We start from the raw sequence: 22,995 nt of genomic DNA, 5'->3' as shown, positions 1-22,995 counted from the left end.
GGCCAATGGGGAGCTCGTGGACCGCTTCGGCATGGCCGGGTACCGGTCCTGCGCCGGCCTGCGGCCCCGTCAGGGTGCCACCCGCGCCCGGCACCGCCCGCGCGCCGCGCGGCCCCACACCGTGCGGCCCCCGCGCCGCGCGTTCCCCCGTGCGAGCCGTACCGCCCCGCTCAGGCCGGCCGGTCGGCCAGCGCGACCGGCGGTTCGTCGTCCATCTCGAACGCCATCGGGAACGGCGCGTGCCCCGCCAGCCGGAACCAGCGCACCTTCCGGTGCCGGCGCAGCGCCCGCGCCGCCCGGACGGCGTCGTTGTGGAACCGCCGCGCCATCGGCACCCTGCGCACGGCGGCGGCCAGCTCGCCGGCCGCCGCCTCCCCGCCGGGGGCCGCCCGTACGGCCTCCATCTGCTCCGGCTCGCCGAACACCGCGCGCAGCGCCTGGCTCAGCTCGCTCTCGGCGACCTCCCGGTGCTCCTCCTCGGCCTGCCGCGCGGCGTGCGCGGCCTGGTGGAGCACGATCGACGCCGCCGGGTCGAGGATCCCCGAGGTGGCCAGTTCCTGGGCGACCGACGCGCGCCGCAGCAGCTGCGCGTCGAGCGCGGCCCGGGCGGCGTCGATGCGGGCGTGCAGCCGGTCGAGCCTCCCCGCGGTCCAGCTCAGGTACAGGCCGATCGCGAGCAGGGCGGCGGCGGTCCAGATCAGCGTTTCGGTCACGGGCGGAAAGGCTACCGGGACGTCCTCCGCGGCCCGCCGCCCCGGGCGCGGGGCCCCTTCCCGGACCGGCCCGGCCGTACGCGGGGGGCGTACGGGGCCGTAGGGAGGGGCCCGGCACCGGCCGTGCCCGCGGGCGCCGCCTACCGGCCTCCCGGCGGGCCGCACGGGGCGCCCCGGTCCGGCCCGCACCGCCGGCGCGCCCCACCCGCCGCGGGCCCCCCTCAGTCGCGCGCCAGTCCCCACCGGGCCAGCAGGCCCGTCGTCCGCTCGTCCGCCGCGACCGACGCCGCGCCGTCCGCCACCGTCTCGTACACCGCCAGGATGTCCGCGCCGACCGTCGACCAGTCGAAGCGCCGCACGTGGGCACTGCCCCGCGCGCGCAGCCCGGCGCGCCGTTCCTCGTCCTCCAGCAGCCGGACCGCGGCGTCGGCGAGGGCGTCCGCGTCCTCGTTGGGGAACAGGGAGCCGGCCGATCCGTGGTCGAGGACCTGCGCGAACGCGTCGAGGTCGCTGGCGAGCACCGGGGCGCCCGCCGACAGCGCCTCGACGAGGATGATGCCGAAGCTCTCGCCGCCCGTGTTGGGCGCCACGTACACGTCCACGCTGCGCAGCAGCCGGGCCTTGTCCTCGTCGCTGACCATGCCGAGGAACTCCACCTGCCGCCGCGCCTCGGCCGGCAGCGACGCGACGGCCTCCTTCTCGTCGCCCCGCCCCGCGACCAGCAGCCGCGCCCCGGGCCGCGCCCGCAGGATCCTCGGCAGGGCCCGCATCAGCACCGGCAGCCCCTTGCGGGGCTCGTCGATGCGGCCGATGAACCCCAGCGTCCCGCCCTCGGCCGAGTCCCGCGCCCCCTGCGACCGCCAGGCGTCCTTCGGCTCGGCGCGCGCGAAGAACTCCACGTCGACGCCGTTGGGGATGACGACCGCGTCGCCGCCCAGGTGCTCCACCAGCGTCCGCCGCGCGTACTCGCTCACCGCGATGCGCGCGCTGATCTTCTCCAGCGCCGGCTGGAGGATCGGGTACGCCGCGATCATCGCCCGCGACCGGGGGTTCGACGTGTGGAACGTCGCCACGATCGGGCCCTGCGCGGCCCAGCACGCCAGCAGCCCCAGCGACGGGGACGCCGGCTCGTGGATGTGGATCACGTCGAACGTGCCCTCGTGCAGCCACCGCCGCACCCGCGCCGCCGACAGGAACCCGAAGTTCAGCCGGGCCACCGACCCGTTGTACGGCACGGGCACGGCCCGCCCCGCCGACACGACGTACGGCGGCAGGGGCGTCCCCTCGTCCGCGGGCGCCAGCACCGACACGTGGTGGCCGAGCCGGATCAGGTGCTCCGCCAGGTCGCGGATGTGGAACTGGACGCCGCCCGGCACGTCCCAGGAGTACGGGCAGACGATGCCGATCCTCACCTCGGTCCCTCCGCGTGCTCCAGGTCGGCGAGCCAGAGCCGCTGCAGCATGTGCCAGTCCTGCGGGTGGTCGGCGATCCCGGCGGCGAAGACGTCCGCCAGGGCCTGCGTCATCGAGGCCGTCTTCTCTGCCCGCCCGCCCCGCTCCGGCACGTCGACCGGCGGGTGCACCCGCCCGCGCATGACCGGGCCGTCGTACCAGAGCGTCGCCGACAGCAGCACCGCCCCGGTCCGCTGCGCGAGCAGCGCGGGCCCCGAGGGCATCCTCGCCCGCTCCCCGAAGAAGTCCACCTCCACCCCGGTGGCCGTCAGGTCGCGGTCGGCGACCAGGCACACCAGCCCGCCCGCGCGCAGCCGCCGCGCCAGCGCCCCGAAGGCGGCCCCGCCCGTGTGGGGCAGCACCTCCATGCCGAGGGACTCCCGGTACGCCACGAACCGGTCGTACAGCGACTCCGGCCTCAACCGCTCCGCGATCGTCGTGAACGGCAGCCCCATCGTCCGGGTCGCCCACGCCCCGGCCAGGTCCCAGTTGGCCAGGTGCGGCAGGGCGAGCACCACCCCCTCCCGGTGGCGAGGCCGTCCAGGAGGTGGTGCGCGTCCTTCATGTCGACGGTCCGCGCCACCCGGTCCGCGCTCCACGAGGGCAGCCGGAAGGACTCCATCCAGTAGCGCATGTACGACCGCATCCCGGCCCGCGACAGCTCGGCGAGCCGCTGGGGCGGGGCGTCCGGCACGACCCGCGCCAGATTCGCCTCCAGCCGCAGCACTCCCCGGCCGCGCCGCCTCCACGCCGCGTCCGCGATCCGCCGCCCGAGTCCCGCCGCGACCGGCTCCGGCAGCCCCTTCACCGTCGCCCAGCCCAACCCGTACAGGGCGTCCGCCAGACGCTCCCCCGCCGTGTTCACGACGTGCTCCCCCTCCTCGTGCGCGGACCCTCGCCCGCCTCCGCGTCGGCCTCCGCCGCCTCGCGCCGCACGGTCACCACCCGCTGTCCCAGGGTGACGGCGCTGCCCACGGCCACCAGCCACAGCGCCACCGGGAGCAGCACCCGCACGCCCGGCACGCCGAACGCGCCCAGCCCCGCCAGACCCGCCGCGACCAGCGACACGACCAGCCGCTCGGCCCGCTCCACCAGGCCGTTCACCGCGACGGGCAGCCCGATGGACTCGCCCCGCGCCTTGGTGTACGACACGACCTGGCCGCTCGCCAGGCAGAAGATCGACACCGCGCACAGCACCTCGTCGTCGCCGCCGCCCGCGTACCACAGCGCGAACCCTCCGAAGATCGCCCCGTCCGCGACCCGGTCGAGCGTCGAGTCCAGGAAGGCGCCCCAGCGACTGGACACCCCCCGCCTGGCGCGCCATGTTGCCGTCGACGAGGTCGGAGAAGACGAACAGCGTGATCACGACCGTGCCCCAGAAGAACTCCCCGCGCGGGAAGAAGACCAGCGCCCCCACCACGACGCCCGCGGTCCCGACGAGCGTCACCGCGTCGGGGCTCACCCCGCGTCGGAGCAGAAACGCGGCGAACGGTGTGAGGACACGCGTGAAGAAAGCACGCGCGTACTTGTTCAGCATGGCCTTCCCGAGGGGTCGGTGGTGCCCGGGCAGCCCCTTCGGCCACCGGCTGGCCCATCGTAGCCACGGGTGCCCCTTCCCCACCCCGGGCATCCTCGCCGTCACCGCTCCGACGTCGGCGGACGCCCGACGTGTGGACGCGCCCCGGGCGGAGTGGAAAGCTCGAAGAACGACCGCGGGCGCCGGCGGAGCCGTCCCGCCGGGGCCGGAGCCGGCCCCCGCACCGCTCCCCGCGCCCACCCCACCCCCACCTCACCGTCCACCGGCGATCGGGAGGAAGAACCATGGGCGACAAGGCGAACACCCACACCGGGGCCGCCGGCAGGGCGGCGACGGCCGACCGGCCCTCCTCCGTCAGGAACGTGGTGCTGGTCGGCCACAGCGGGTCCGGCAAGACCACCCTCGTCGAGGCCCTCGCCCTCACCGCGGGCGCCGTCAACCGGGCCGGGCGCGTGGAGGACGGCTCCACCCTCTCCGACCACGACGAGATCGAACACCGCCGGCAGCGGTCCGTGCAGCTCTCCCTCGTCCCCCTCGAATGGGCCGGCTGCAAGATCAACCTCCTGGACACCCCCGGCTACGCCGACTTCGTGGGCGAACTCCGCGCCGGCCTGCGCGCCGCCGACGCCGCCCTCTTCGTCGTGTCGGCCGCGCAGGAGGCCGACGCCGTCCCCGGCTCCACCCGCCTGCTCTGGGAGGAGTGCGCGGCCGTCGGCATACCCCGCGCCATCGTCGTCACCCACCTGGACACCGCCCGCACCGACTTCGACCGGCTCACCCGTGTCTGCGGCGAAGTCCTCGGCGACGACGACCCCGACGCGGTCCTCCCCCTCCACCTGCCCGTGCTCGGCCCCGGAACCCCCGACGGCCACGCCGCCGCCACCGGCCTCGTCGGCCTCCTCACCCGCGAGGTCTTCGACTACTCCTCCGGAGAGCGGAGGGAGAACCCCCGGACGACGCCCGGCTCCGCCTGATCGAGGACGCCCGCAACCGCCTCATCGAGGGCGTCATCGCGGAGAGCGAGGACGAGACCCTCATGGACCGCTACCTCGGCGGTGAGGACATCGACGTCAAGACCCTCGTCGAGGACCTGGAGAAGGCCGTCGCCCGCGGCACCTTCCACCCCGTGCTCGCCGCGGCCCCCGCCCCGCTCGGGGCCCGGCAGGGCCTCGGCACGGTCGAGCTCCTCGACCTGATCGTCCGCGGCTTCCCCACCCCCCTGGAACGCCCCGTCCCCGAGGTCACCACCCCGCGCGGGGAGCCCCGCCCCGCCCCGGCCTGCGACCCCGACGGCCCCCTCGCCGCCGAGGTCGTCAAGACCGCCTCCGACCCGTACCTCGGCAGGGTCTCCCTCGTCCGCGTCTTCTCGGGCACCCTGCGCCCCGACGAGACCGTCCACGTCTCCGGCCACGGCCTCACCGACCGCGGCCACGAGGACCACGACGTCGACGAACGCGTCGGGGCCCTGTTCACTCCCTTCGGCAGGCAGCAGCGCCAGGCGGGCCACTGCGTCGCCGGCGACCTCGTCTGCGTCGCCAGGCTCTCCCGCGCCGAGACCGGCGACACCCTCTCCGCCAGGGACGACCCCCTTCTGATGGCCCCCTGGGCCATGCCCGACCCGCTGCTCCCCTTCGCCGTCCGGGCCCGCAGCAAGGCCGACGAGGACAAGCTCTCCCAGGGGCTGGCCCGCCTCGCCGCCGAGGACCCCACCATGCGCCTGGAGCAGAACCGGGACACTCGCCAGGTCGTCCTGTGGTGCCTCGGCGAGGCCCACAGGGACGTCGCCCTCGAACGCCTCCGCACCCGGTACGGCGTACAGGTCGACGTGGTGCCCCACGAGGTCGCCCTGCGCGAGACCTTCGCCGCCCCCGCCACCGCCCGCGGCCGGCACGTCAAGCAGTCCGGCGGCCACGGCCAGTTCGCCGTCTGCGACATCCGGGTGGAGCCGCTGCCGCCCGGCTCCGGCGTCGAGTTCGCCGACGAGGTCGTCGGCGGATCCGTACCCCGCCAGTTCGTCCCGTCCGTCGAGAAGGGCGTCCGCGCCCAGGCCGCGCGCGGCGTCACCGCCGGGTACCCGCTCGTCGACGTCCGCGTCACCCTCGTCGACGGCAAGGCCCACTCCGTGGACTCCTCCGACGCCGCCTTCCAGACCGCCGGCGCCCTGGCGCTGCGCGAGGCCGCCGCCGAGGCCCCCCTCGACCTGCTGGAGCCCGTCGCCGAGGTGCGGGTCCTCGTCCCCGACGAGTACGTCGGCCCCGTCATGAGCGACCTCTCCGGCCGCCGGGGCCACGTCGTCGGCACCGAGCAGGCCGGCTCCGGGCAGGCCCTCGTCCGCGCCCACGTCCCCGAAATCGAGATCGACCGCTACGCCGTCGACCTCCGCTCCCTCACCCACGGCACCGGCCGCTTCAGCCGCGTCCGCGCACGGCACGAGCCCATGCCGCCGCATCTCGCGGAGAGGGTCCGCCGGGAGCGCGGCACCCGGCCCGCCCGCTGACACCGGCCGCCCCGGGCCCGTCCGCCGCCCCCTCGCGGCGGGCGGCCCCCAGCGCCCGCCCGTCGCCCTGACGCGCGCCCCCGGTCCCCGATAGGCTGTGGTGCCCAGCTCAGAAGGTGTGCATCGCGGCCGGGTTGGGAAGGGCCGCAGTGCGGGAAGAACTGCGGCTCACGCGTCGATGGGGGCGGAAGACACGATGGACAGTTTCGGTCCCGGGGCACAGGTCCCGCTCCAGGGCTCGACCGGGCAGACGGCGGCCATGAACGCCCTGGCTTCCGCCGCGTACCGCGACAGCCCGGTCGAGGACATCCTCAAAGCCAACAACGAGTGGTACGAATCCACCGTCAAGAAGGGGAAGTTCTCCCTCTTCGAGCCCAACCTCGGCGAGGCCTTCTCGCGCGCGGTCGTCGTCCGCATGCTCGGCGGCGGCCGCAAACCCGTCATCCAGTCCTTCGGCACCGAGCCCCGGCCGGTCGTCGAGCACTGCCTCTCCGCCAACCGCATCCGCAAGGAGCGCGACCTCCGCCTCACCCTCATCACCCTCCTGTGCGGCGTCGTGTTCCTCCCCGGACTGCTCCTCTGGCTGGTCGTCTTCCAGCTCCGCCGCACCCTGGCCGGCGCCGCCAACAAGCGTGCCGGCGCCGCCGGCACGGCGCTCCTCACCGGCTTCGGCATCCTCGCCGCCCTCGTCCTCGTCAAGCTGCCGTTCGACGGTCTCCTGTACCTCTACCTGCGGGCCATGGTCATCGCGCCGGTCATCGGCTGGTTCCTCGCCAAGCACGTCTGCGAGACCACCGCCAGGGACCTCCGCGCGCGCTGGGAGGCCCTCCTCAGCGGAGGCGGCGTCGCCGCCAAGATCCCCGAGGCCGTACCCCAGAGCCCCGGCGAGACCGCCGCGGAGGAACTCCGCCAGTCCCTCGAGAAGCTCACCGCCGAGCAGCGCTCCAACGTGGTCTTCTACGCCGGCCCGCGCGGGATACTGGGCATGGGCGCCCGGTGGGGCGGCTGGCACCTCGCCGAGGAGCTCAAGCCCCGCGACGGCAAGGAGATCCACGCCTTCCGCACCTGGGACGTCGTGCGCTCCATCCACGACCAGCTGAAGCTCCTGGAGCGCGGCTCGCTGAAGACCGGCTTCCCCTCCCCGTCCGTCAACCACTGGATCGTGGTCCCCGTCGGCGACGGCGCCAAGGAGGTCGCCCGCCCCGAGGGCGAGAACGTCGTCAAGTACCAGGTGAAGCCGCACGAGATCCAGCGCATCTGCAACGAGAACCAGTTCGGCAAGGGCAACCGCCACTACCTCGGGGTGCAGTTCGTCCTCTGGGACGGCCAGCTGGTGCTGACCATGCTGGTCACCGTCACGGCCCTGCTGCACACCCTGCGCATCGAGGTCTCCGGGCACGCCCTCGGCCCGGTCCACTCGCTCTTCACCACCAAGCCGGCCGGGAAGACCAAGGAGGTCTCCAAGGCCGTGCGGTTCTGGGAGACCCGCGAGATCAAGCTCCCCCTCGTGGAGACCAACGAGGTCGTCCGCCTCGCCGTCCGGGCGCCGTTGACCTGGTTCCCCCCCGTCCTCGACTACCTGGGCGGCAAGCTCGTCCTGCCCGAGCCGTTCGGCCTGCGCCACGCCTGGGCCCAGGCGCCGTGGAAGCACCGCTTCATGGCCGACGACGTCATCCGCGCGTCCACTCCCGTGATGCGCGCCGTGCACGCCGCGACCGTCAAGATGCTCGACGACCACGGTGTGGACACGACCTCGATCGCCGGCAGCAACTTCACCGCCGACCCGGCGCCGAAGAAGGCCGACGTGTACGACGCCTGACCGGCCGGTCGGAGGGCCGGTCGGCCGGGAGGCCGGCCGGCCCGTTCAGGCGGCCGGCCAGGCGTCGGCCAGCATGCGACGGGTGTCGGCGAGCAGTTGGGGCAGGACCTTGGTGTTCGCGACCACGGGCATGAAGTTGGTGTCCCCGCCCCACCTCGGCACGACGTGCTGGTGCAGGTGGGCGGCGATCCCGGCGCCGGCGGCGGCGCCCTGGTTCATGCCGATGTTGAACCCGTGCGCCCCGGAGGCCGTGCGCAGCGCGGTCATCGCCCGCTTGGTGAACACGGCCAGCTCGGCCGTCTCCGCCTCGTCGAGGTCGGTGTAGTCGGCGACGTGCCGGAACGGCACGACCATCAGGTGGCCGCCGTTGTACGGGTAGAGGTTGAGCACCGCGTAGACGCTCTCGCCCCGCGCGACGACCAGCCCGTCCTCGTCGGACTTCGCCGGGATCGAGCAGAAGGGGCAGCCGTCCCCGGCCCCCGAGCCGGTGGGCTTGTTCTCCCCCTGGATGTACGCCATCCGGTGGGGTGTCCACAGACGCTGGAACGCGTCCGGCGCCCCCACTCCGATCTGCTGCTCCGGCTCATTCGTCATGCGCCTCAGCATATGGCCAAGCCCGGTCGCGGATACGCCGAGGGGCGGCACCCGGAACCCGGGCGCCGCCCCCCGGCCGGCCCCGCGTGAGCGGGAACCGCGACGCCCTCGCGCGTCCGGTCACCGGCGTGAAGGAACCGTCCCCGCTCGCGCGGGGAGCGCGTCACACCTGTACGCGGCGCTCCACCACGTCGACGAGCTTCGCGATCGCCTCGTCACGCGGGACGCCGTTCTCCTGCGAGCCGTCGCGGTGGCGGAAGGAGACCGTGCCCGCGTTCATGTCGTCGTCACCGACGATGACCATGAACGGGACCTTCATCTTCTGGTGGTTGCGGATCTTCTTCTGCATGCGGTCCGAGGAGGCGTCCACCTCGACCCGCAGGCCCTTCCTCCTCGCCTCGGCGGCGAAGGCCTGGAGGTACTCGACGTGGGCGTCGCCGACCGGGATGCCGACCGCCTGGACCGGGGAGAGCCACGGGGGCATGGCGCCCGCGTAGTGCTCCAGGAGCACGGCGAAAAACCGCTCGATGGAGCCGAACAGCGCGCGGTGGATCATGACGGGGCGCTGCTTGGTGCCGTCGGCCGCGGTGTACTCGAGGTCGAAGCGCTCGGGCAGGTTGAAGTCCAGCTGCACGGTCGACATCTGCCAGGTGCGGCCGATGGCGTCCCGCGCCTGCACGGAGATCTTCGGTCCGTAGAAGGCCGCGCCGCCCGGGTCGGGGGTGAGCGGCAGGCCCTGCTTCTCGGCCACCTGCTGCAGGACCGCGGTGGCCTCCTCCCACACCTCGTCCGAACCGACGAACTTCTCCGGGTCCTTGGTGGACAGCTCCAGGTAGAAGTCGGTCAGGCCGTAGTCGCGGAGCAGGTTCAGGACGAAGGTGAGCGTCTTGTCGAGCTCCTCCGCCATCTGCTCCCTGGTGCAGTAGATGTGCGCGTCGTCCTGGGTGAAGCCCCGGGCGCGGGTCAGGCCGTGCACCACGCCCGACTTCTCGTACCGGTACACCGTCCCGAACTCGAACAGGCGCAGCGGCAGTTCGCGGTACGAGCGTCCGCGCGCGTCGAAGATCAGGTTGTGCATCGGGCAGTTCATGGGCTTGAGGTAGTAGTCCACGCCCTCGTCGAGCTGCATGGGCGGGTACATGCCGTCGGCGTACCAGTCGAGGTGCCCGGAGGTCTCGAAGAGCTTGCCCTTGGTCGCGTGCGGCGTGTAGACGAACTCGTACCCCTCCTCCTCGTGGCGGCGGCGCGAGTAGTCCTCCATGGCGCGGCGGATGACGCCGCCGCGCGGGTGGAAGACCGCGAGGCCGGACCCGATCTGCTCGGGGACGGAGAAGAGGTCCAGTTCGCTGCCGAGCTTGCGGTGGTCGCGCTTCTCGGCCTCGGCGAGGAAGTCCAGGTGCGCCTTCAGCTCCTCCTTGGACGGCCACGCGGTGCCGTAGATCCGCTGGAGCATCGGGTTCTTCTCGCTGCCGCGCCAGTAGGCGGCCGCGTTCCGCATCAGTTTGAAGGCCGGGATGGCGCGGGTCGACGGCAGGTGCGGGCCGCGGCAGAGGTCCTTCCAGCACAGCTCGCCGGTCTTGGCGTCGAGGTTGTCGTAGATGGTCAGCTCGGCGCCCCCCACCTCGACGTCCGCGCCGTCCTCGCTGGAGGCGGAGCCCTTGAGGCCGATCAGCTCCAGCTTGTACGGCTCGCCCGCGAGCTCCTCGCGGGCGGCCTCGTCGGTGACCACGCGGCGGGCGAAGCGCTGGCCGCGCTTCTGGATCTCCTGCATCTTCTTCTCAATGGCCTTGAGATCCTCGGGCGTGAACGGCCTGTCCACGTCGAAGTCGTAGTAGAAGCCGTCCCTGACCGGCGGGCCGATGCCGAGCTTGGCCTCCGGGAACAGCTCCTGGACGGCCTGGGCCATGACGTGCGCGGTGGAGTGGCGCAGGATGTCGAGGCCGTCCCGGGAGGTGATCTCGACGCCCTCGACGGTCTCGCCGTCCTTCAACTCGTACGCCAGGTCCTTCAGTTCGCCGTCCACGCGGGCCGCGACGACGGAGCGCTCCCCGGGGAAGAGGTCGGCGGCCGTAGTGCCCGTCGTCACCACGCGCTCTTCCCGCTCGGAATCGCGTTGGATGATCACACGGACGTCTGACACCGGTCTCTCCTGACTGAAGGGGTGGGTGCCCCGGGGAGGGGCGCGCAATCGCGTAGTACGGAATGGTACCGAGAGGCCGCGGCCCCTCGCGAAACGTATTGCGGGCGGTGGGGAGGCGGTTCGCGGCGCGGCTGCCGGAGGGGTGGGCAGTCGAACCGCACGCGGGGCGGGCGGCGCGGACGCGGAGCCTCCGGGCGTGGTTCGCGCGGAACGGCTCGGACGGGGCGGGGGATCCGGCCTGGCCCCCGCACCCGGAGCAGCCGGGGGCCGCCTGGGACGGCACCCGGGAACGCGCAAAGGCCGGTCCGCTGACGGACCGGCCTTTGCGGTGGGCGATACTGGGATCGAACCAGTGACCTCTTCGGTGTGAACGAAGCGCTCTCCCGCTGAGCTAATCGCCCGGGAACGCACTGAACCATACAGGTCCCGGCGGGCTCCGTTCAAACGGCTCGCAGGCGGGCGGTCGGGCCGCGGCGGCCGGTGCGCACCACCGGGGCGCGGTCGGCGCGGAGAAGGGGCCGGCGGCGCGGCGCGGGCGCGACCCGCGGGCGCGCGCCTCCTGCTCGTACGGGGTGCGGGTGCCGACCGGGACGCGGGTCCGGCGGTCCCGGCCCCCGGGTCTCCGGTGGGAGAGGCCTCCGGGACGCCGGCGGCGGGGTCGCGGCGCCGTCCGGCCGGGGCGCCGCGGAGGGCCCGTGCGCAGCGGGGAGGCGGGCGGCGGAGCCTTCGACGAGGCGGGCGCCACGGGTCCGGGACCCACCGGCGAGGGCGGCTCCCGGAGCGCCGCAGGACGGCGCCGGGAGGGGCGGCAGGGCCGGCGGCCGCGGAAGCCGCGGCGGTTCCGGTCCGCGGGAGACGTCCGCCGCGTACGGCGTTCGGCACGCCGAAGCCCCCGGAGAGGGTCTCCGGGGGCTTCGGCCAGGGTGGTGGGCGATACTGGGATCGAACCAGTGACCTCTTCGGTGTGAACGAAGCGCTCTCCCGCTGAGCTAATCGCCCGGGCGCACCGCAAACATTACCGCATGTCAGCGGGGGCCCTGACCGGGGTGAGGGGTCTTCGGGGTCACTGGTCGGCCTTCCACGGCACCACCAGGCCGAACTTCCATATGTACACGCCGATCAGCACGCCGGCGATGACCAGGCCGGCGACGGTGAGAGCCAGGTTGCGGCGCCGGACGCGGGGGTCCAGCGCGCGCTGGGCGGCCTCCGTGACCTTGCGCTTGGTCCAACGCAGGACGAGCTGGGCCCAGACGAACTCGGTCGCCCAGATGGCCATGCCGGCGAAGATCACGAACCAGCCGGGCCCGGGCAGCGGCAGCATGACCACGCCGACGGCGACGACGGCGAGGCCGATGAGGAAGACGCCGACCTGCCAGCTCAGGTGCAGGGGGCGCCGGGCTTTCACGAAGGCGGGGGCCCTTGAGCCGAGCGGTCGCTCGTCGTCGGTCCGCCGGGTCACGCCCCCCGCCGCGGGTGTCTCGGCCGCCGACCCGGCGACCCCGCCCCGCTCGTCACTCTCCGCGTTCATGGGGCCAAACTTACCCGACTATCGACAGACGCGGATTACCAGAATTGACCCATAACCGGCGGTTACTCGCTGCTGATGGAGGTACTCAATGTGCCCCAAAGCGGGCAGAGGGGTTTACAACGGAACCATAGGTGGGATGTCGATTTCGCCGACGTGCGAATCCCCGAGCGCACACTGAGCGAAAGGCCATGGCGCTTATGAACACCACGGTCAGCTGCGAGCTGCACCTGCGCCTCGTTGTGTCGAGCGAGTCCTCACTGCCTGTTCCGGCGGGCCTGCGGTATGACACGGCCGATCCGTATGCCGTGCACGCCACCTTCCACACCGGGGCCGAGGAGACGGTCGAGTGGGTCTTCGCCCGCGACCTTCTCGCCGAGGGGCTGCACCGGCCCACCGGCACCGGCGACGTCAGGGTCTGGCCGTCCCGCAGCCACGGACAGGGCGTCGTCTGCATCGCCCTCAGCTCCCCGGAGGGCGAAGCCCTGCTCGAGGCCCCGGCGCGGGCCCTGGAGTCGTTCCTCAAGCGGACCGACGCGGCGGTGCCGCCCGGCACCGAGCACCGCCACTTCGACCTCGACACGGAGCTCTCCCACATTCTCGCGGAGAGCTGAAGGGACACCGGAACCGCCCGGCGCCGTCCGACTCGGGGCGACGGCGTCGACGCACCCCTCCACCCCCTCGCGGGTGCCGCGCGGGGAGCGCCGAGGGGCGGACGGGTGCGCCGTCCTCGCGCGTCGTCGCGGGGGCGGCGCGTCGGTGTTGCCGACCGCGCCCGCCGGGCACCCCGGGGGCCCGCCCGCGAGCCGCTAGAGTCGACGGATCCGGCGGGCGCCCGCCCGCGGCAGGCCAGGGAGCGGAAGCGTGCTGATCCCCCACGACACCCGGATCGCCCTCGACACCGTCGTCGACCTGATGAACACCGCGCCGGAGGGGGGCCGCGGCGAGGCCCTCGGGGACGTGCCGTCGCTGTACGCCTTCGTGGAGGGCCACCGGGTGAGCGGGGTCGGCGAGCTGGGACCGCGGGACCTGCGGGCCGTCCAGGAGGTGCGGCGCCGGTTCACGGAGGTGTTCGCCGCGCCCGACGCACGGACGGCGGCCGGGCTGATCAACCAGCTGGTCGCCGCGGCGGGCACCACGCCGCAGCTGACCGACCACGACGGCTACGACTGGCACGTCCACTACTTCGCCCCCGGCGCCTCGGTCGCCGACCACCTCGCCGCGGACTGCGGCATGGCACTCGCGTTCCTCCTCGTGGCGGGCGAGCGCGAGCGGCTGCGCCGGTGCGGGGCCCCGGACTGCGGGCGGGCCTTCGTTGACCTGTCCCGCAACCGGTCGCGGCGCTACTGCGACAGCCGCACCTGCGGCAACCGGTTGCACGTGGCGGCGTACCGGGCGCGGCGCAGGGACGCGGCGTCCGGCTGACCGGCCGGCCCGTGCGGCCGGCGGCCCTCTCCCCGGGGTACGGGGAGGGAAGGAGCCGCACGGCCCGGGAGGGAAGGGTTCCGCTCACAGCAGGAAGAGGTCGTGCACCGACGCCATCAGGAGAAGGACGCCGATCACCGCCAGGAAGATCATGAGCGGTGGCTGGGAGAGCGCGAACAGGCAGCCGCGCGGTTCTTTGGTGGTGGCGGGGTTCTGCCCCCGCGAGGTATCGGGCATCTCGGGGCCGATGATGGCGCAGCCGACGCGGCGCCCTTCACCCGACGGACCCGGCAAAAAGGGCCAGTCCACCGCATACTTCGACCGATCGCCACCACTCGCCCCCCACCGCCACCCTCCGCGCCACCTCGCGCCGCCCCCGCGGCGGGGGCGGTCAGATCCCGTGCTTCTTGAGGATCGCCTCGATCTCGCCGAAGTCGTCGGCGGGCGCCCTCCCGTCCGTACGGCTCCTCCCCGCGGCCGGCGCGGGCCGCGCGGTTCCCACCGCCGGCGGGTCCGGCCGCTCGGCGCCCGGGATCCGGCGCCCCCGTCGCCGTTCGACCGCCCGCGCGCCCGCGAGCAGCAGCCACGCCGCGCCGAGCAGCCCGAACCCGGCCCACGCCACCGGGCTGAACGCCGTACCGGCCAGCCACTCGACGGCGCCGGTCAGCACCAGGCCGAGGGGGACCAGCGCGTAGGCGGCGACACGGGTCGCGGCGAGGAACCGCCTGCGGTACGCCGTGGCCGCCGCGGCGGCCAGTCCCGCCGCGGACACCGCGCAGCAGATCGTCTCGGCAAGCATCCGGTCCTCCAGCCCTGGACGTCACGTCCCCTCCATCCTGCATCGGCGCGGTGCCCGCCGGCCACGGGTCCGGGCGGCGTGGCGGCCCCCGGGACGTCTCCGGCGCGTCCTCCCCCGGTCCCGGCCGGCGCCCGGGGCCGTCCCGCCCGGGGCGGTACGGCCCCGGGCTGGGAGACTGGGTGCCATGAACGACTCCACCACCGACCGCACCGCCCGGCCCGTCGTCCTGGACGTCTGGTGCGAACTGCAGTGCCCCGACTGCCGGACCGCGCTGGAGGACCTGCGGTTCCTGCGGGCCCGCTACGGCGACCGGCTGGAGGTGCGGCTGCGCCACTTCCCGCTGGAGAAGCACAAGTACGCCTACGCCGCCGCCCAGGCCGTCGAAGAGGCCCTGGCGCAGGGCGGGGGTTGGCCGTACGTGGAGGAGGTGCTCGGCCGCGTGGAGGAGCTGGACGCGAGGGGCGAGGCGTTCCTGCTGGAGGTCGCGCGCGGTCTCGGCCTGGACGACGAGGAGTTCGACACGGCGCTGGTGGACGGGCGGCACCTGCTGGCGGTCGACGCCGACCGGGCCGAGGGCGAGGCCATCGGCGTCACCGGCACTCCCACGTACGTGATCGGCGGCGAGCGCCTGGACGGCGGCGCCGGCCAGGGGGACCTGCGCGCCCGTGTCGAGGAGATCGCCGACCGCCTGCTGGCCGGGCGCTGACCCGCCGGGGCCGGCCAGCGCGTCGCGGCCCGGCCGCGGTCCCGGTCAGCACAGGGTCTTCTCGTGGTCCGTGGACAGCAGCCGGTAGCCGAGCGACGCGTACAGCGCACGGGCCGCGGTGTTGTCCGGGTCCACCCGCAGGGCGAGGCGGTCGCCGCCCGCGGCGCGCACGAGGTCCTCGGCGAAGCGCATCAGCGCCCGGCCGTGGCCCTTGCGGCGCTCCCCCTCGGCGACGGCCACCTCCCACACGTACGGCACCCGCTCCCCCGTCGGCAGGTCGCGCGAGCCGGTCCACAGGTGGCCGACCCGCACGCCGTCCCGCACGGCGGCGTGGAGCCGGGCGCCCCCGGCGGCCGGGCCCTCGGGGAGCAGTTCGGCGCGGCCCGGGTCGGCGGCGAGCCACCGGTCGGACTCCGCTTCCGTCATGGGGCGGACCTCCAGTCCGGCCGGGGGCGGGGGCCGGGGTCGGCGGAGCCGAGGTCCTTTGCCAGGATGTGGCCGGTCCGGGTGTATCCGAGGGCCGCGGCGAGGCGCAGGGCTGCGGGAGCGGCGGCGGGCACGGAGATCCGCACCCGGCCGCAGCGCCAGCCCCGCAGCACCTCCTCGGCGGCGAGCGCGGCGACGGCCCCCCGGCCGCGGCCGCGGTCCGCCTCGTCGACGTACAGGTCCGCGATCGTGCCGAGGGGGCGGCCGGGCGCGCGGAGCGTGCCGATCCGGACGCCGCCCACGGGGCGGCCGTCGACGCGCACCTCGTAGGAGCGCGACAGGGTGTCGTCGTCGGCCCGCCGGAGCGGCCCGGAGGGGCGCAGGGTGGTGGTCACGACCGGTCCCTACCCGCTCCGTGCCCGGGGCCACCACCGGATCACAGCAGGGCGGCCCGCTCCGCGAAGACGCGCATCGCCCCGGCGGTGACCGGGCCGGGCGCGGGCGCCAGCTCGCGGTCGTCGACGCGGTGGACGGCCTGGACGTCGCGGAGCGTGGAGGTCAGGAAGACCTCGTCGGCGGTGTGCAGCACCTCCGCGGGGAGGTCCGTCTCCCGGACACCGGCCCACTCGACGACCAGGTGGCGGGTGATGCCCGCCAGGCACCCCGAGGCGAGCGGCGGGGTGTGGATCCGGCCGTCGAGGACGACGAAGACGTTGGAGCCGGTGCCCTCGCAGAGCTGCCCGACGGTGTTGGCGAACAGCGCCTCGGAGGCGCCCCGCCGGTGGGCGTGGGCCAGGGCGACGACGTTCTCCGCGTACGAGGTGGTCTTGAGGCCGGTGAGGGCGCCGCGCTCGTTGCGGGTCCAGGGGACGGTGACGACCGCCGTGGTGTCCGGGCGGTGCGCGACCTCGCCGAGGGCCACGACGAGGCTCGGGCCGGCGTCGCCGCGGTCGGAGCCGAGCGGGGACGGCCCGCCGGTGTACGTGACGCGGAGCCGGCCGAGTTCCACCGGGTTGGCCCCGACGACGGCGGCGCAGGCGCGGCGCACCTCGTCCAGGTCCGGGTCGGGCAGGCCGAGGCCGCGCGCGGAGCGGACGAGCCGGTCGAGGTGGAGGTCGAGCGCGAAGGGCCGGCCGCGGACCGTCTTGAGCGTCTCGAAGACGCCGTCGCCCACGGTCAGGCCGTGGTCCAGGACGGAGATCGTCGCGGCGTCCGCGTCCCGCAGTTCGCCGTTGACCCACAGCTTCATCGTCGTACGGTCCTTCCGCTCGCCTCGTAGGTGCCCGACGCTACCGCGAGGAGCCGCGCAGCCTTCAGTTCGGTTTCCCGCCACTCCCGCTCGGGGTCGGAGCCCCAGGTGACGCCCGCGCCGGTGCCGAACCGCAGGACGCCCCGGCCCTCGCGGCGGTCGATCCAGAAGGTGCGGATGCCCACGGCCAGCTCGCCGGTGCCGCGGTCCGCGTCGACCCAGCCGACGCCGCCGCAGTACGGGCCGCGGGGCGCCGTCTCCAGGGCCCCGATGATCCGCAGGGCGCTGGACTTGGGCGCGCCGGTGACGGAGCCGGGAGGGAAGGTCGCGTCCAGGAGGCCCGGCCAGCCCTCGCCGGGGGCGAGCTCGCCGCGGACGGTGGAGACGAGGTGGACGAGCCCGGGGTGGGGCTCGACGGTGCAGAGCGCCGGGACGGTGACGGTGCCGGTGGCGCAGACGCGGCCGAGGTCGTTGCGGACCAGGTCGACGATCATCACGTTCTCGGCGTGGTCCTTCTCCAACAGGTCCTCCGCGGTCCTGCCGGTGCCCTTGATGGGGCCGGACTCGACGGTGCGGCCGTCGCGGCGCAGGTACAGCTCGGGGGAGGCGGTGGCTATCTCCACGCCGTGCGCGGGCAGGCGAATCGTTCCTGCATAAGGAGCCGGATTGCCGCGGGCCAGGAGCGCGGTGAGGGCGTCCACGTCGGCGGCACCGGCCGGGAGGGGCGCGGAGAGGACGCGGCAGAGGTTCGCCTGGTAGACCTCGCCGTCCGCGATGTGCCCGCGGATGCGGCGCACCCCCGCGGTGTACGCCTCCCGGTCGAGCGACGACGTCCAGTCGCCGACGGCGGGTCCGCGCCAGCGCCCCGGCACGGGGGCGGGCACCGGATCGGGACGGACGTCACCGAAGCGGGCACAGGTCAGACGGCCCTCGAAGTCGGCGGCGACGGCCCAGAAGCCGGAGGACTCCAAAGCCTCCGGATCGCTGGTGACGTCCCGCAGATCGGTGGCGAGGAGGCCGCCGAAGCGGGCCAGGGGAGCGAGGTCGTGCACGGATGCGAGTCTAGGACGGGGTGTGCGCCGGGGCCGTCCGGGTGGCATGACCCCAGGTCGGCGCGGGGCGGCCGGGGGTCCGGGAGCGGAGTGCGGCGGACGGCGGGGCAGCACGCTGCGGGAACGGGTTTTTGTACTGGCCCGGGAATCCGCTAGAGTTCAACACGTCGCCGGGTCGCGCAGGTGAACCGGAAACGACAAGCGGACGTGGCTCAGTTGGTAGAGCATCACCTTGCCAAGGTGAGGGTCGCGAGTTCGAATCTCGTCGTCCGCTCGAAAAAAGGGGGGGTCTCTCCGACCCCCCACACTCCGGGTGGAGTGGCCGAGAGGCGAGGCAACGGCCTGCAAAGCCGTGTACACGGGTTCAAATCCCGTCTCCACCTCCAAGGACGATTAGCTCAGCGGGAGAGCGCTTCCCTGACACGGAAGAGGTCACTGGTTCAATCCCAGTATCGTCCACCGAAACCGCTGGTAGCAGCGGCTTCCCGCGCGATTAGCTCAGCGGGAGAGCGCTTCCCTGACACGGAAGAGGTCACTGGTTCAATCCCAGTATCGCGCACGCTGTGTCCACGGGTCCGGACGTTCCGTCGCGGCCCCGTGACCCTGAGGACGATTAGCTCAGCGGGAGAGCGCTTCCCTGACACGGAAGAGGTCACTGGTTCAATCCCAGTATCGTCCACCGACAGGAGCCCCCGTCCGCCCACCGCGGACGGGGGCTCCTCCGTCCGTACGCGCGGCGGTGCGGGCACGCAAGAAGCGGCGGCCGACCGGCTCCCCAGCCGGCCGGCCGCCGCTGCCGTCCGCCACTCCCCCGTCCCCACGGGGTCGGCCGGATGCCCTGGCCCGGGCCGCTCTCCCGGGCCCGGGGCGCCCGCTCAGCGCCCCAGCATCACGCCCACGGACGACGCCTGTGTCACCACCGCTTCCCAGCCGCCGAACACGACGGCCAGGAGCGCGGCCAGGGGAAGGACCATCGCCGTCGCCACCAGAGGATGGCGACGGCCCGCCGGACGGCCGCCGAACGAGGCGGGGGCCGCCTTCCGCCCCTGCGCGCGGACCGCCGTCCTCGGTGCCGTCTCCGCCATGGCTCCCCTCCCGTTTCCGTCCGCGTCGGCGGGTGTCGGATGCTCGGGGGCCGAGCGCCGCACCCGCCGCTCGGCCCCAACCCTAGGGAAGCGGGCGGCGCCGGACGTCATGCCCGCGTACCGATCGGCGGGCCTCCTGCAGGATGAGATCCGTCCGGCGGCGTACTCCCCTGGTCGGAGACGGGCGCTCCGCCGTACGGGTCCTCCCGGAGGGAACGTCCCGGAGCCGACGGGGCCGGGGCCGCCGGGTGACATCACTCACGTGCCCGTTCCCGCGTCCGTACGGGTACGCGCCCCTCCCTGCGCGGTCCCGGCCGGCGGGCCGGGCCGTCCCCCGGCCGGGCGGGCCGTCCCCCGGTGCCAACCCCCCTGTCCGTAAAGGATCTTGGCTGGTTCCGGGGTCGGCGGTCACGTCCCCGGAGGGCCCGGAGGAGGGCCGGGTCCCGGCGCGCGGCCGGGAATCGATCACGCTGCGAGGGCGCGGCCTATGAGCGCGCCCGGTCCCGGGTACGTAAGCTGGGCGACGTCAGAAGGACCGCGACGGCGGGGTGGGGAGCTTCCCACGGCAGGCAGGGGACGGACATGGCGATGATGCGGCTCCGGCGCGAGGACCCGCGTGTCGTCGGCTCGTTCAGGCTGCACCGGCGGCTCGGCGCGGGCGGGATGGGGGTCGTCTACCTCGGTTCCGACCGGCGCGGCCAGCGGGTGGCGCTGAAGGTGATCCGGCCCGACCTCGCCGAGGACCAGGAGTTCCGGTCGCGCTTCGCGCGCGAGGTGTCCGCCGCGCGGCGGATCCGCGGCGGCTGCACGGCCCGGCTGGTGGCGGCCGACCTGGAGGCCGAGCGCCCCTGGTTCGCCACGCAGTACGTGCCGGGGCCCTCACTCCACGACAGGGTCGCCGAGGAGGGGCCGCTGCCCGCGTCCGACGTGGCCTCGATCGGCGCCGCGCTGTCGGAGGGCCTGGTCGCCGTCCACGAGGCGGGCGTCGTGCACCGGGACCTGAAGCCGTCGAACATCCTGCTGTCCCCGAAGGGGCCGCGGATCATCGACTTCGGCATCGCCTGGGCGACCGGCGCGTCCACTCTCACCCACGTCGGCACGGCGGTGGGTTCTCCGGGTTTCCTCGCGCCCGAGCAGGTGCGCGGCGCGGCCGTCACACCGGCGACGGACGTCTTCGCGCTCGGCGCGACCCTGGCGTACGCGGCGATGGGCGACTCGCCGTTCGGGCACGGCAGCTCCGAGGTGATGCTGTACCGCGTCGTCCACGAGGAGCCCCAGTTGCAGGGCGTCCCCGACGCCCTGGCCCCGCTGGTGCGCGCGTGCCTCGCCAAGGAGCCGGAGGAGCGTCCGAGCACGCTGCAGCTGTCGCTGAGGCTGAAGGAGATCGCCGCGCGGGAGGCTCAGGGGCTGGGCATGGCGGCCGTGCCCGCGGAGGCGCGGGCGGCCGTGCCCCGCCCCGAACGGGCGGAGCGCGCCGACCGGGGCACGGGCGGCCGGCGGCCGGGCCATCCGCCCCCGCGGCCCACGGAGCGCTACACCGAGCGGACCGCGCGGGGACGGACCCAGCGCACCCCGGCGCCGCGGTCCCGGAGCCCGCAGCCGGCGCCCTCCAGGACGGGCGGGCCGAGGGTCCGGCAGCACTCCTCGCAGTCGGGTGTCCGGACCGGGCCGCGCACGGGACAGCGCCGGACCGGGACGGGCCCGGGGACCTCGTCGGGCCTGCTGCGGCCCGCCAACCCGCGACTGCTGCGCCAGCGGCTGTTCGTGTTCGTCGTGGTGACGCTGGTCGTGCTGCTCGGCATCGCCGGGGCGCAGGCCCTTCAGGGCTGAGGGCGCCCCGCCGTCACGGCGTAGAAGGCGACGGCCGCCGCGGCGCCCACGTTCAGCGAGTCGACGCCGTGCGCCATCGGGATGCGCACCCGCTCGTCGGCCGCGCGCAGCGCCCGCGCCGACAGCCCGTCGCCCTCGGCACCCAGCATCAGCGCCACCCGCTCCAGACGGTGCGGGGCCGCCTCGTCGAGGGTGGCGGCCTCCTCACCGGGCGTCAGCGCCAGCAGCCGGAAGCCGGCCTCCCGCACGGCCGAGAGGTCGTGCGGCCAGGCGTCGAGGCGGGCGTACGGGACGGAGAAGACCGCGCCCATCGACACCTTCACCGAACGCCGGTAGAGCGGGTCCGCGCAGTCCGGGGAGAGCAGGACCGCGTCCATCCCGAGGGCCGCGGCGCTGCGGAAGACGGCACCGACGTTGGTGTGGTCGTTGACGGACTCCATGACGGCCACGCGGCGGGCCGCCGCGAGCAGGTCCCGGGCCGCGGGCAGCGGCTCGCGGCGCATGGAGGCCAGCGCGCCGCGGTGGACGTGGTAGCCGGTGACCCGTTCGGCGAGGTCCGGGTCCACCACGTACACCGGGGCCTCGGCCCCGTCGATGACGTCCCGCATCGCGTCGACCCACTTCGCCGAGAGCAGCATCGACCGCATCCCGTACCCGGCGGCCAGGGCACGGCGGATGACCTTCTCGCCCTCGGCGATGAACAGGCCCTCCCGCGGTTCGCGGCGGCGCCGCAGTTCCACGTCGGTGAGGTCCGTGTAGTCGTGCAGGCGCGGGTCGCCTGAGTCGTCGACGGTGAGGAGTTCTGCCACGGGAGCTGCCGCCTTGTCGGAGGTGCGGATGGGGGGTCAGCGCCGGTGCCCGTCCGGGGCTTCGCGGACCACGTCGCCGATCACGATGACGGCGGGTGGGCGGACGCCCTCGGCCCGTACCGTCTCGGCGACCGTGGCCAGGGTGGCGTCCACGCGGCGCTGCGCCGCGGTGGTGCCCTCCTGGACCAGGGCGAGGGGCGTGGCCGGGTCCTTGCCGTGGGCGACCAGCGCCTCCGCGATCCTGCCGATCTTGTCGACTCCCATGAGGACCACGAGCGTGCCGCGCAGCCTCGCCAGGGAGGCCCAGTCGACGAGGGAGCGCGGGTCGTCGGGGGCGACGTGGCCGCTGACCACGGTGAACTCGTGGGCGACCCCGCGGTGGGTGACGGGGATGCCGGCGGCGCCCGGGACGGAGATCGAGCTGGAGATGCCGGGGACGACCGTGCAGGGGATGCCCGCCTCGGCCAGCGCCTGCGCCTCCTCCATGCCGCGGCCGAAGACGAACGGGTCGCCGCCCTTGAGCCGGACCACGGACCTGCCGCGCCTGGCGTGCTCGATCAGCGCGTCGTTGATGGCCTCCTGGGCCATGAACCGGCCGTACGGGATCTTCGCCGCGTCGATCACCTCGACGTGCGGGGGCAGTTCGTCGAGCAGGTCGCGCGGGCCCAGCCGGTCGGCGATCACCACGTCCGCCTCGGCGAGGAGCCGGCGGCCGCGCACGGTGATGAGGTCCGGGTCGCCGGGTCCGCCGCCGACGAGGGCGACGAACGGGGCGCGGTCGCGGTGCTGGGGCGCGATGAGGGTGCCGTCGCGCAGGCCCTCGACGATCGCGTCGCGCACGGCCGTCGAGCGGCGCGGGTCGTTGCCGGTGAGGACGGCGACGGTGACGCCCTCGATCCTGCCGGTCGCCGGGGTCCAGGCGGTGGCGGCCTCGGCGTCGTCGGAGCGCACGCACCAGGTCCTGGTCCGCTCGGCCTCGGCGGACGCGCGGGCGTTGGCGTCCGGGTCGGTGGTCGCGATGAGTGCGTACCAGGTGTCGGCGAGGTCGCCCTCCTCGTACCGGCGGCGCTCCCAGCGGATCTCGCCGGCGTCGGCCATGGCCTCCACGGACGCCGTGGCGGACGGGGAGACGAGGGTGACGTCGGCGCCCGCGGCGACGAGCGCCGGGAGCCGGCGCTGGGCCACCTGGCCGCCGCCGAGGACGACGACGCGGCGCCCGGAGAGGCGGAGTCCTACGGGGTAGGCGGGTTGCTCGGCGTTCTCGACCATGGCGGTGTGGTCTCCTCGGCGGATGGTACGGGGTGCGGGGTGCGGGGCCACCGCGGCGGTGAAGTGGCT

Annotated in this window: 19 protein-coding genes, 7 tRNA genes and 3 pseudogenes; 11 read left to right on the top strand and 18 right to left on the bottom strand. The window is 74.5% G+C overall.

The window, feature by feature from the left end; all coding sequences use genetic code 11:
* Positions 1 to 170: 170 nt before the first annotated feature.
* The 4 genes and pseudogenes from LUW75_RS21050 to pgsA all read right to left on the bottom strand — a co-directional run bounded on the left by LUW75_RS21050 (position 171) and on the right by pgsA (position 3,701).
* Complete coding sequence (locus tag LUW75_RS21050; RefSeq protein WP_250337001.1) at positions 171 to 713, bottom strand: hypothetical protein; 543 nt, start codon at positions 711 to 713, stop codon at positions 171 to 173.
* A 221-nt stretch (positions 714 to 934) separates the two neighbouring features.
* Complete coding sequence (locus LUW75_RS21045; RefSeq protein ID WP_250337000.1) at positions 935 to 2,125, bottom strand: glycosyltransferase family 4 protein; 1,191 nt, start codon at positions 2,123 to 2,125, stop codon at positions 935 to 937.
* A pseudogene (locus LUW75_RS21040) lies at positions 2,122 to 3,029 on the bottom strand (phosphatidylinositol mannoside acyltransferase). Before LUW75_RS21040 ends, LUW75_RS21045 begins: the two are co-directional and overlap by 4 nt.
* Positions 3,026 to 3,701: pseudogene (gene pgsA, locus LUW75_RS21035) on the bottom strand (phosphatidylinositol phosphate synthase). Before pgsA ends, LUW75_RS21040 begins: the two co-directional pseudogenes overlap by 4 nt.
* Positions 3,702 to 3,985: 284 nt before the next feature.
* Here pgsA and LUW75_RS21030 point away from each other — a divergent pair.
* A pseudogene (locus tag LUW75_RS21030) lies at positions 3,986 to 6,198 on the top strand (elongation factor G-like protein EF-G2).
* Positions 6,199 to 6,394: 196 nt separating this feature from the next.
* Positions 6,395 to 8,017, top strand: a complete 1,623-nt coding sequence (locus LUW75_RS21025) for a hypothetical protein (RefSeq protein WP_250336999.1) — start codon at positions 6,395 to 6,397, stop codon at positions 8,015 to 8,017.
* Between the two features lie 45 nt (positions 8,018 to 8,062).
* On the opposite strand, the gene LUW75_RS21020 is transcribed toward LUW75_RS21025, so the two are convergent.
* The 5 genes from LUW75_RS21020 to LUW75_RS21000 form a co-directional block, all read right to left on the bottom strand.
* Positions 8,063 to 8,623: an HIT family protein gene (locus LUW75_RS21020; RefSeq protein WP_250336998.1), complete on the bottom strand. Its 561-nt coding sequence runs from the start codon at positions 8,621 to 8,623 to the stop codon at positions 8,063 to 8,065.
* Positions 8,624 to 8,774: 151 nt separating this feature from the next.
* Complete coding sequence (gene thrS, locus LUW75_RS21015) at positions 8,775 to 10,751, bottom strand: threonine--tRNA ligase (RefSeq protein WP_250336997.1); 1,977 nt, start codon at positions 10,749 to 10,751, stop codon at positions 8,775 to 8,777.
* A 329-nt stretch (positions 10,752 to 11,080) separates the two neighbouring features.
* Positions 11,081 to 11,152, bottom strand: a tRNA-Val gene (locus tag LUW75_RS21010).
* A gap of 523 nt (positions 11,153 to 11,675) precedes the next feature.
* Positions 11,676 to 11,750 (bottom strand) — tRNA-Val (locus LUW75_RS21005).
* Between the two features lie 64 nt (positions 11,751 to 11,814).
* Entirely contained in the window at positions 11,815 to 12,279 is a 465-nt protein-coding gene (locus LUW75_RS21000; protein ID WP_250336996.1) for a TIGR02611 family protein, read from the bottom strand.
* 197 nt (positions 12,280 to 12,476) lie between these two features.
* Between LUW75_RS21000 and LUW75_RS20995 the strand changes: the two genes are divergently transcribed.
* A complete protein-coding gene (locus LUW75_RS20995; protein WP_003959770.1) occupies positions 12,477 to 12,890 on the top strand; it encodes an SsgA family sporulation/cell division regulator in 414 nt (137 codons plus the stop codon).
* Positions 12,891 to 13,140: 250 nt separating this feature from the next.
* Positions 13,141 to 13,701 (top strand): CGNR zinc finger domain-containing protein, encoded by a 561-nt coding sequence (locus LUW75_RS20990; protein WP_250336995.1) that lies wholly within the window; start codon positions 13,141 to 13,143, stop codon positions 13,699 to 13,701.
* Between the two features lie 84 nt (positions 13,702 to 13,785).
* On the opposite strand, the gene LUW75_RS20985 is transcribed toward LUW75_RS20990, so the two are convergent.
* A complete protein-coding gene (locus tag LUW75_RS20985; RefSeq protein WP_250336994.1) occupies positions 13,786 to 13,938 on the bottom strand; it encodes a hypothetical protein in 153 nt (50 codons plus the stop codon).
* 154 nt (positions 13,939 to 14,092) lie between these two features.
* On the bottom strand, positions 14,093 to 14,500 hold the full coding sequence (locus LUW75_RS20980; RefSeq protein WP_250336993.1) for a hypothetical protein: 408 nt from the start codon (positions 14,498 to 14,500) through the stop codon (positions 14,093 to 14,095).
* A 184-nt stretch (positions 14,501 to 14,684) separates the two neighbouring features.
* Here LUW75_RS20980 and LUW75_RS20975 point away from each other — a divergent pair, with 184 nt between their 5' ends.
* Complete coding sequence (locus LUW75_RS20975; RefSeq protein ID WP_250336992.1) at positions 14,685 to 15,206, top strand: DsbA family protein; 522 nt, start codon at positions 14,685 to 14,687, stop codon at positions 15,204 to 15,206.
* A gap of 45 nt (positions 15,207 to 15,251) precedes the next feature.
* Here LUW75_RS20975 and LUW75_RS24765 read toward each other — a convergent pair whose 3' ends face one another.
* The 4 genes from LUW75_RS24765 to LUW75_RS20960 are packed head-to-tail and all read right to left on the bottom strand — an operon-like array spanning position 15,252 to position 17,933.
* Positions 15,252 to 15,632 (bottom strand): GNAT family N-acetyltransferase, encoded by a 381-nt coding sequence (locus tag LUW75_RS24765; RefSeq protein WP_349816447.1) that lies wholly within the window; start codon positions 15,630 to 15,632, stop codon positions 15,252 to 15,254.
* The gene (locus LUW75_RS24760) at positions 15,629 to 16,027 is read right to left on the bottom strand and encodes a GNAT family N-acetyltransferase (protein WP_349816446.1); all 399 of its coding nucleotides are present in this window, start codon (positions 16,025 to 16,027) and stop codon (positions 15,629 to 15,631) included. The genes LUW75_RS24765 and LUW75_RS24760 overlap by 4 nt, the downstream gene beginning before the upstream one ends.
* A gap of 41 nt (positions 16,028 to 16,068) precedes the next feature.
* A complete protein-coding gene (locus tag LUW75_RS20965) occupies positions 16,069 to 16,881 on the bottom strand; it encodes an aminotransferase class IV (RefSeq protein WP_250336991.1) in 813 nt (270 codons plus the stop codon).
* Positions 16,878 to 17,933, bottom strand: coding sequence for a chorismate-binding protein (locus LUW75_RS20960; protein ID WP_250336990.1), 1,056 nt, complete (start codon positions 17,931 to 17,933; stop codon positions 16,878 to 16,880). Before LUW75_RS20960 ends, LUW75_RS20965 begins: the two co-directional genes overlap by 4 nt.
* 201 nt (positions 17,934 to 18,134) lie before the next feature.
* Between LUW75_RS20960 and LUW75_RS20955 the strand changes: the two genes are divergently transcribed.
* The 5 genes from LUW75_RS20955 (at position 18,135) to LUW75_RS20935 (ending at position 18,612) form a co-directional block, all read left to right on the top strand.
* Positions 18,135 to 18,207, top strand: a tRNA-Gly gene (locus LUW75_RS20955).
* 38 nt (positions 18,208 to 18,245) lie between these two features.
* Positions 18,246 to 18,319 (top strand) — tRNA-Cys (locus LUW75_RS20950).
* A 1-nt stretch (position 18,320) separates the two neighbouring features.
* A tRNA-Val gene (locus LUW75_RS20945) sits at positions 18,321 to 18,392 on the top strand.
* 28 nt (positions 18,393 to 18,420) lie between these two features.
* Positions 18,421 to 18,492: transfer RNA gene (locus LUW75_RS20940), tRNA-Val, on the top strand.
* A gap of 48 nt (positions 18,493 to 18,540) precedes the next feature.
* Positions 18,541 to 18,612: transfer RNA gene (locus tag LUW75_RS20935), tRNA-Val, on the top strand.
* Between the two features lie 196 nt (positions 18,613 to 18,808).
* Here LUW75_RS20935 and LUW75_RS20930 read toward each other — a convergent pair.
* Positions 18,809 to 19,018, bottom strand: coding sequence for a hypothetical protein (locus tag LUW75_RS20930; protein WP_250336989.1), 210 nt, complete (start codon positions 19,016 to 19,018; stop codon positions 18,809 to 18,811).
* 582 nt (positions 19,019 to 19,600) lie between these two features.
* Here LUW75_RS20930 and LUW75_RS20925 point away from each other — a divergent pair.
* Positions 19,601 to 20,848: a serine/threonine-protein kinase gene (locus LUW75_RS20925; protein WP_250336988.1), complete on the top strand. Its 1,248-nt coding sequence runs from the start codon at positions 19,601 to 19,603 to the stop codon at positions 20,846 to 20,848.
* Here LUW75_RS20925 and LUW75_RS20920 read toward each other — a convergent pair.
* Positions 20,839 to 21,657 (bottom strand): TrmH family RNA methyltransferase, encoded by an 819-nt coding sequence (locus LUW75_RS20920; protein ID WP_250336987.1) that lies wholly within the window; start codon positions 21,655 to 21,657, stop codon positions 20,839 to 20,841. The two genes, LUW75_RS20925 and LUW75_RS20920, sit on opposite strands and share 10 nt — an antisense overlap.
* 36 nt (positions 21,658 to 21,693) lie before the next feature.
* Positions 21,694 to 22,926 (bottom strand): uroporphyrinogen-III C-methyltransferase, encoded by a 1,233-nt coding sequence (gene cobA / locus LUW75_RS20915; RefSeq protein ID WP_250336986.1) that lies wholly within the window; start codon positions 22,924 to 22,926, stop codon positions 21,694 to 21,696.
* Between the last annotated feature and the right edge of the window lie 69 nt (positions 22,927 to 22,995).

Origin of the sequence: Streptomyces sp. MRC013, assembly GCF_023614235.1 — a bacterium.
GTDB lineage: Bacteria > Actinomycetota > Actinomycetes > Streptomycetales > Streptomycetaceae > Streptomyces.
Note: the sequence above shows the minus strand (reverse complement) of the source record. Positions and strands in the feature narration are given on the sequence as shown.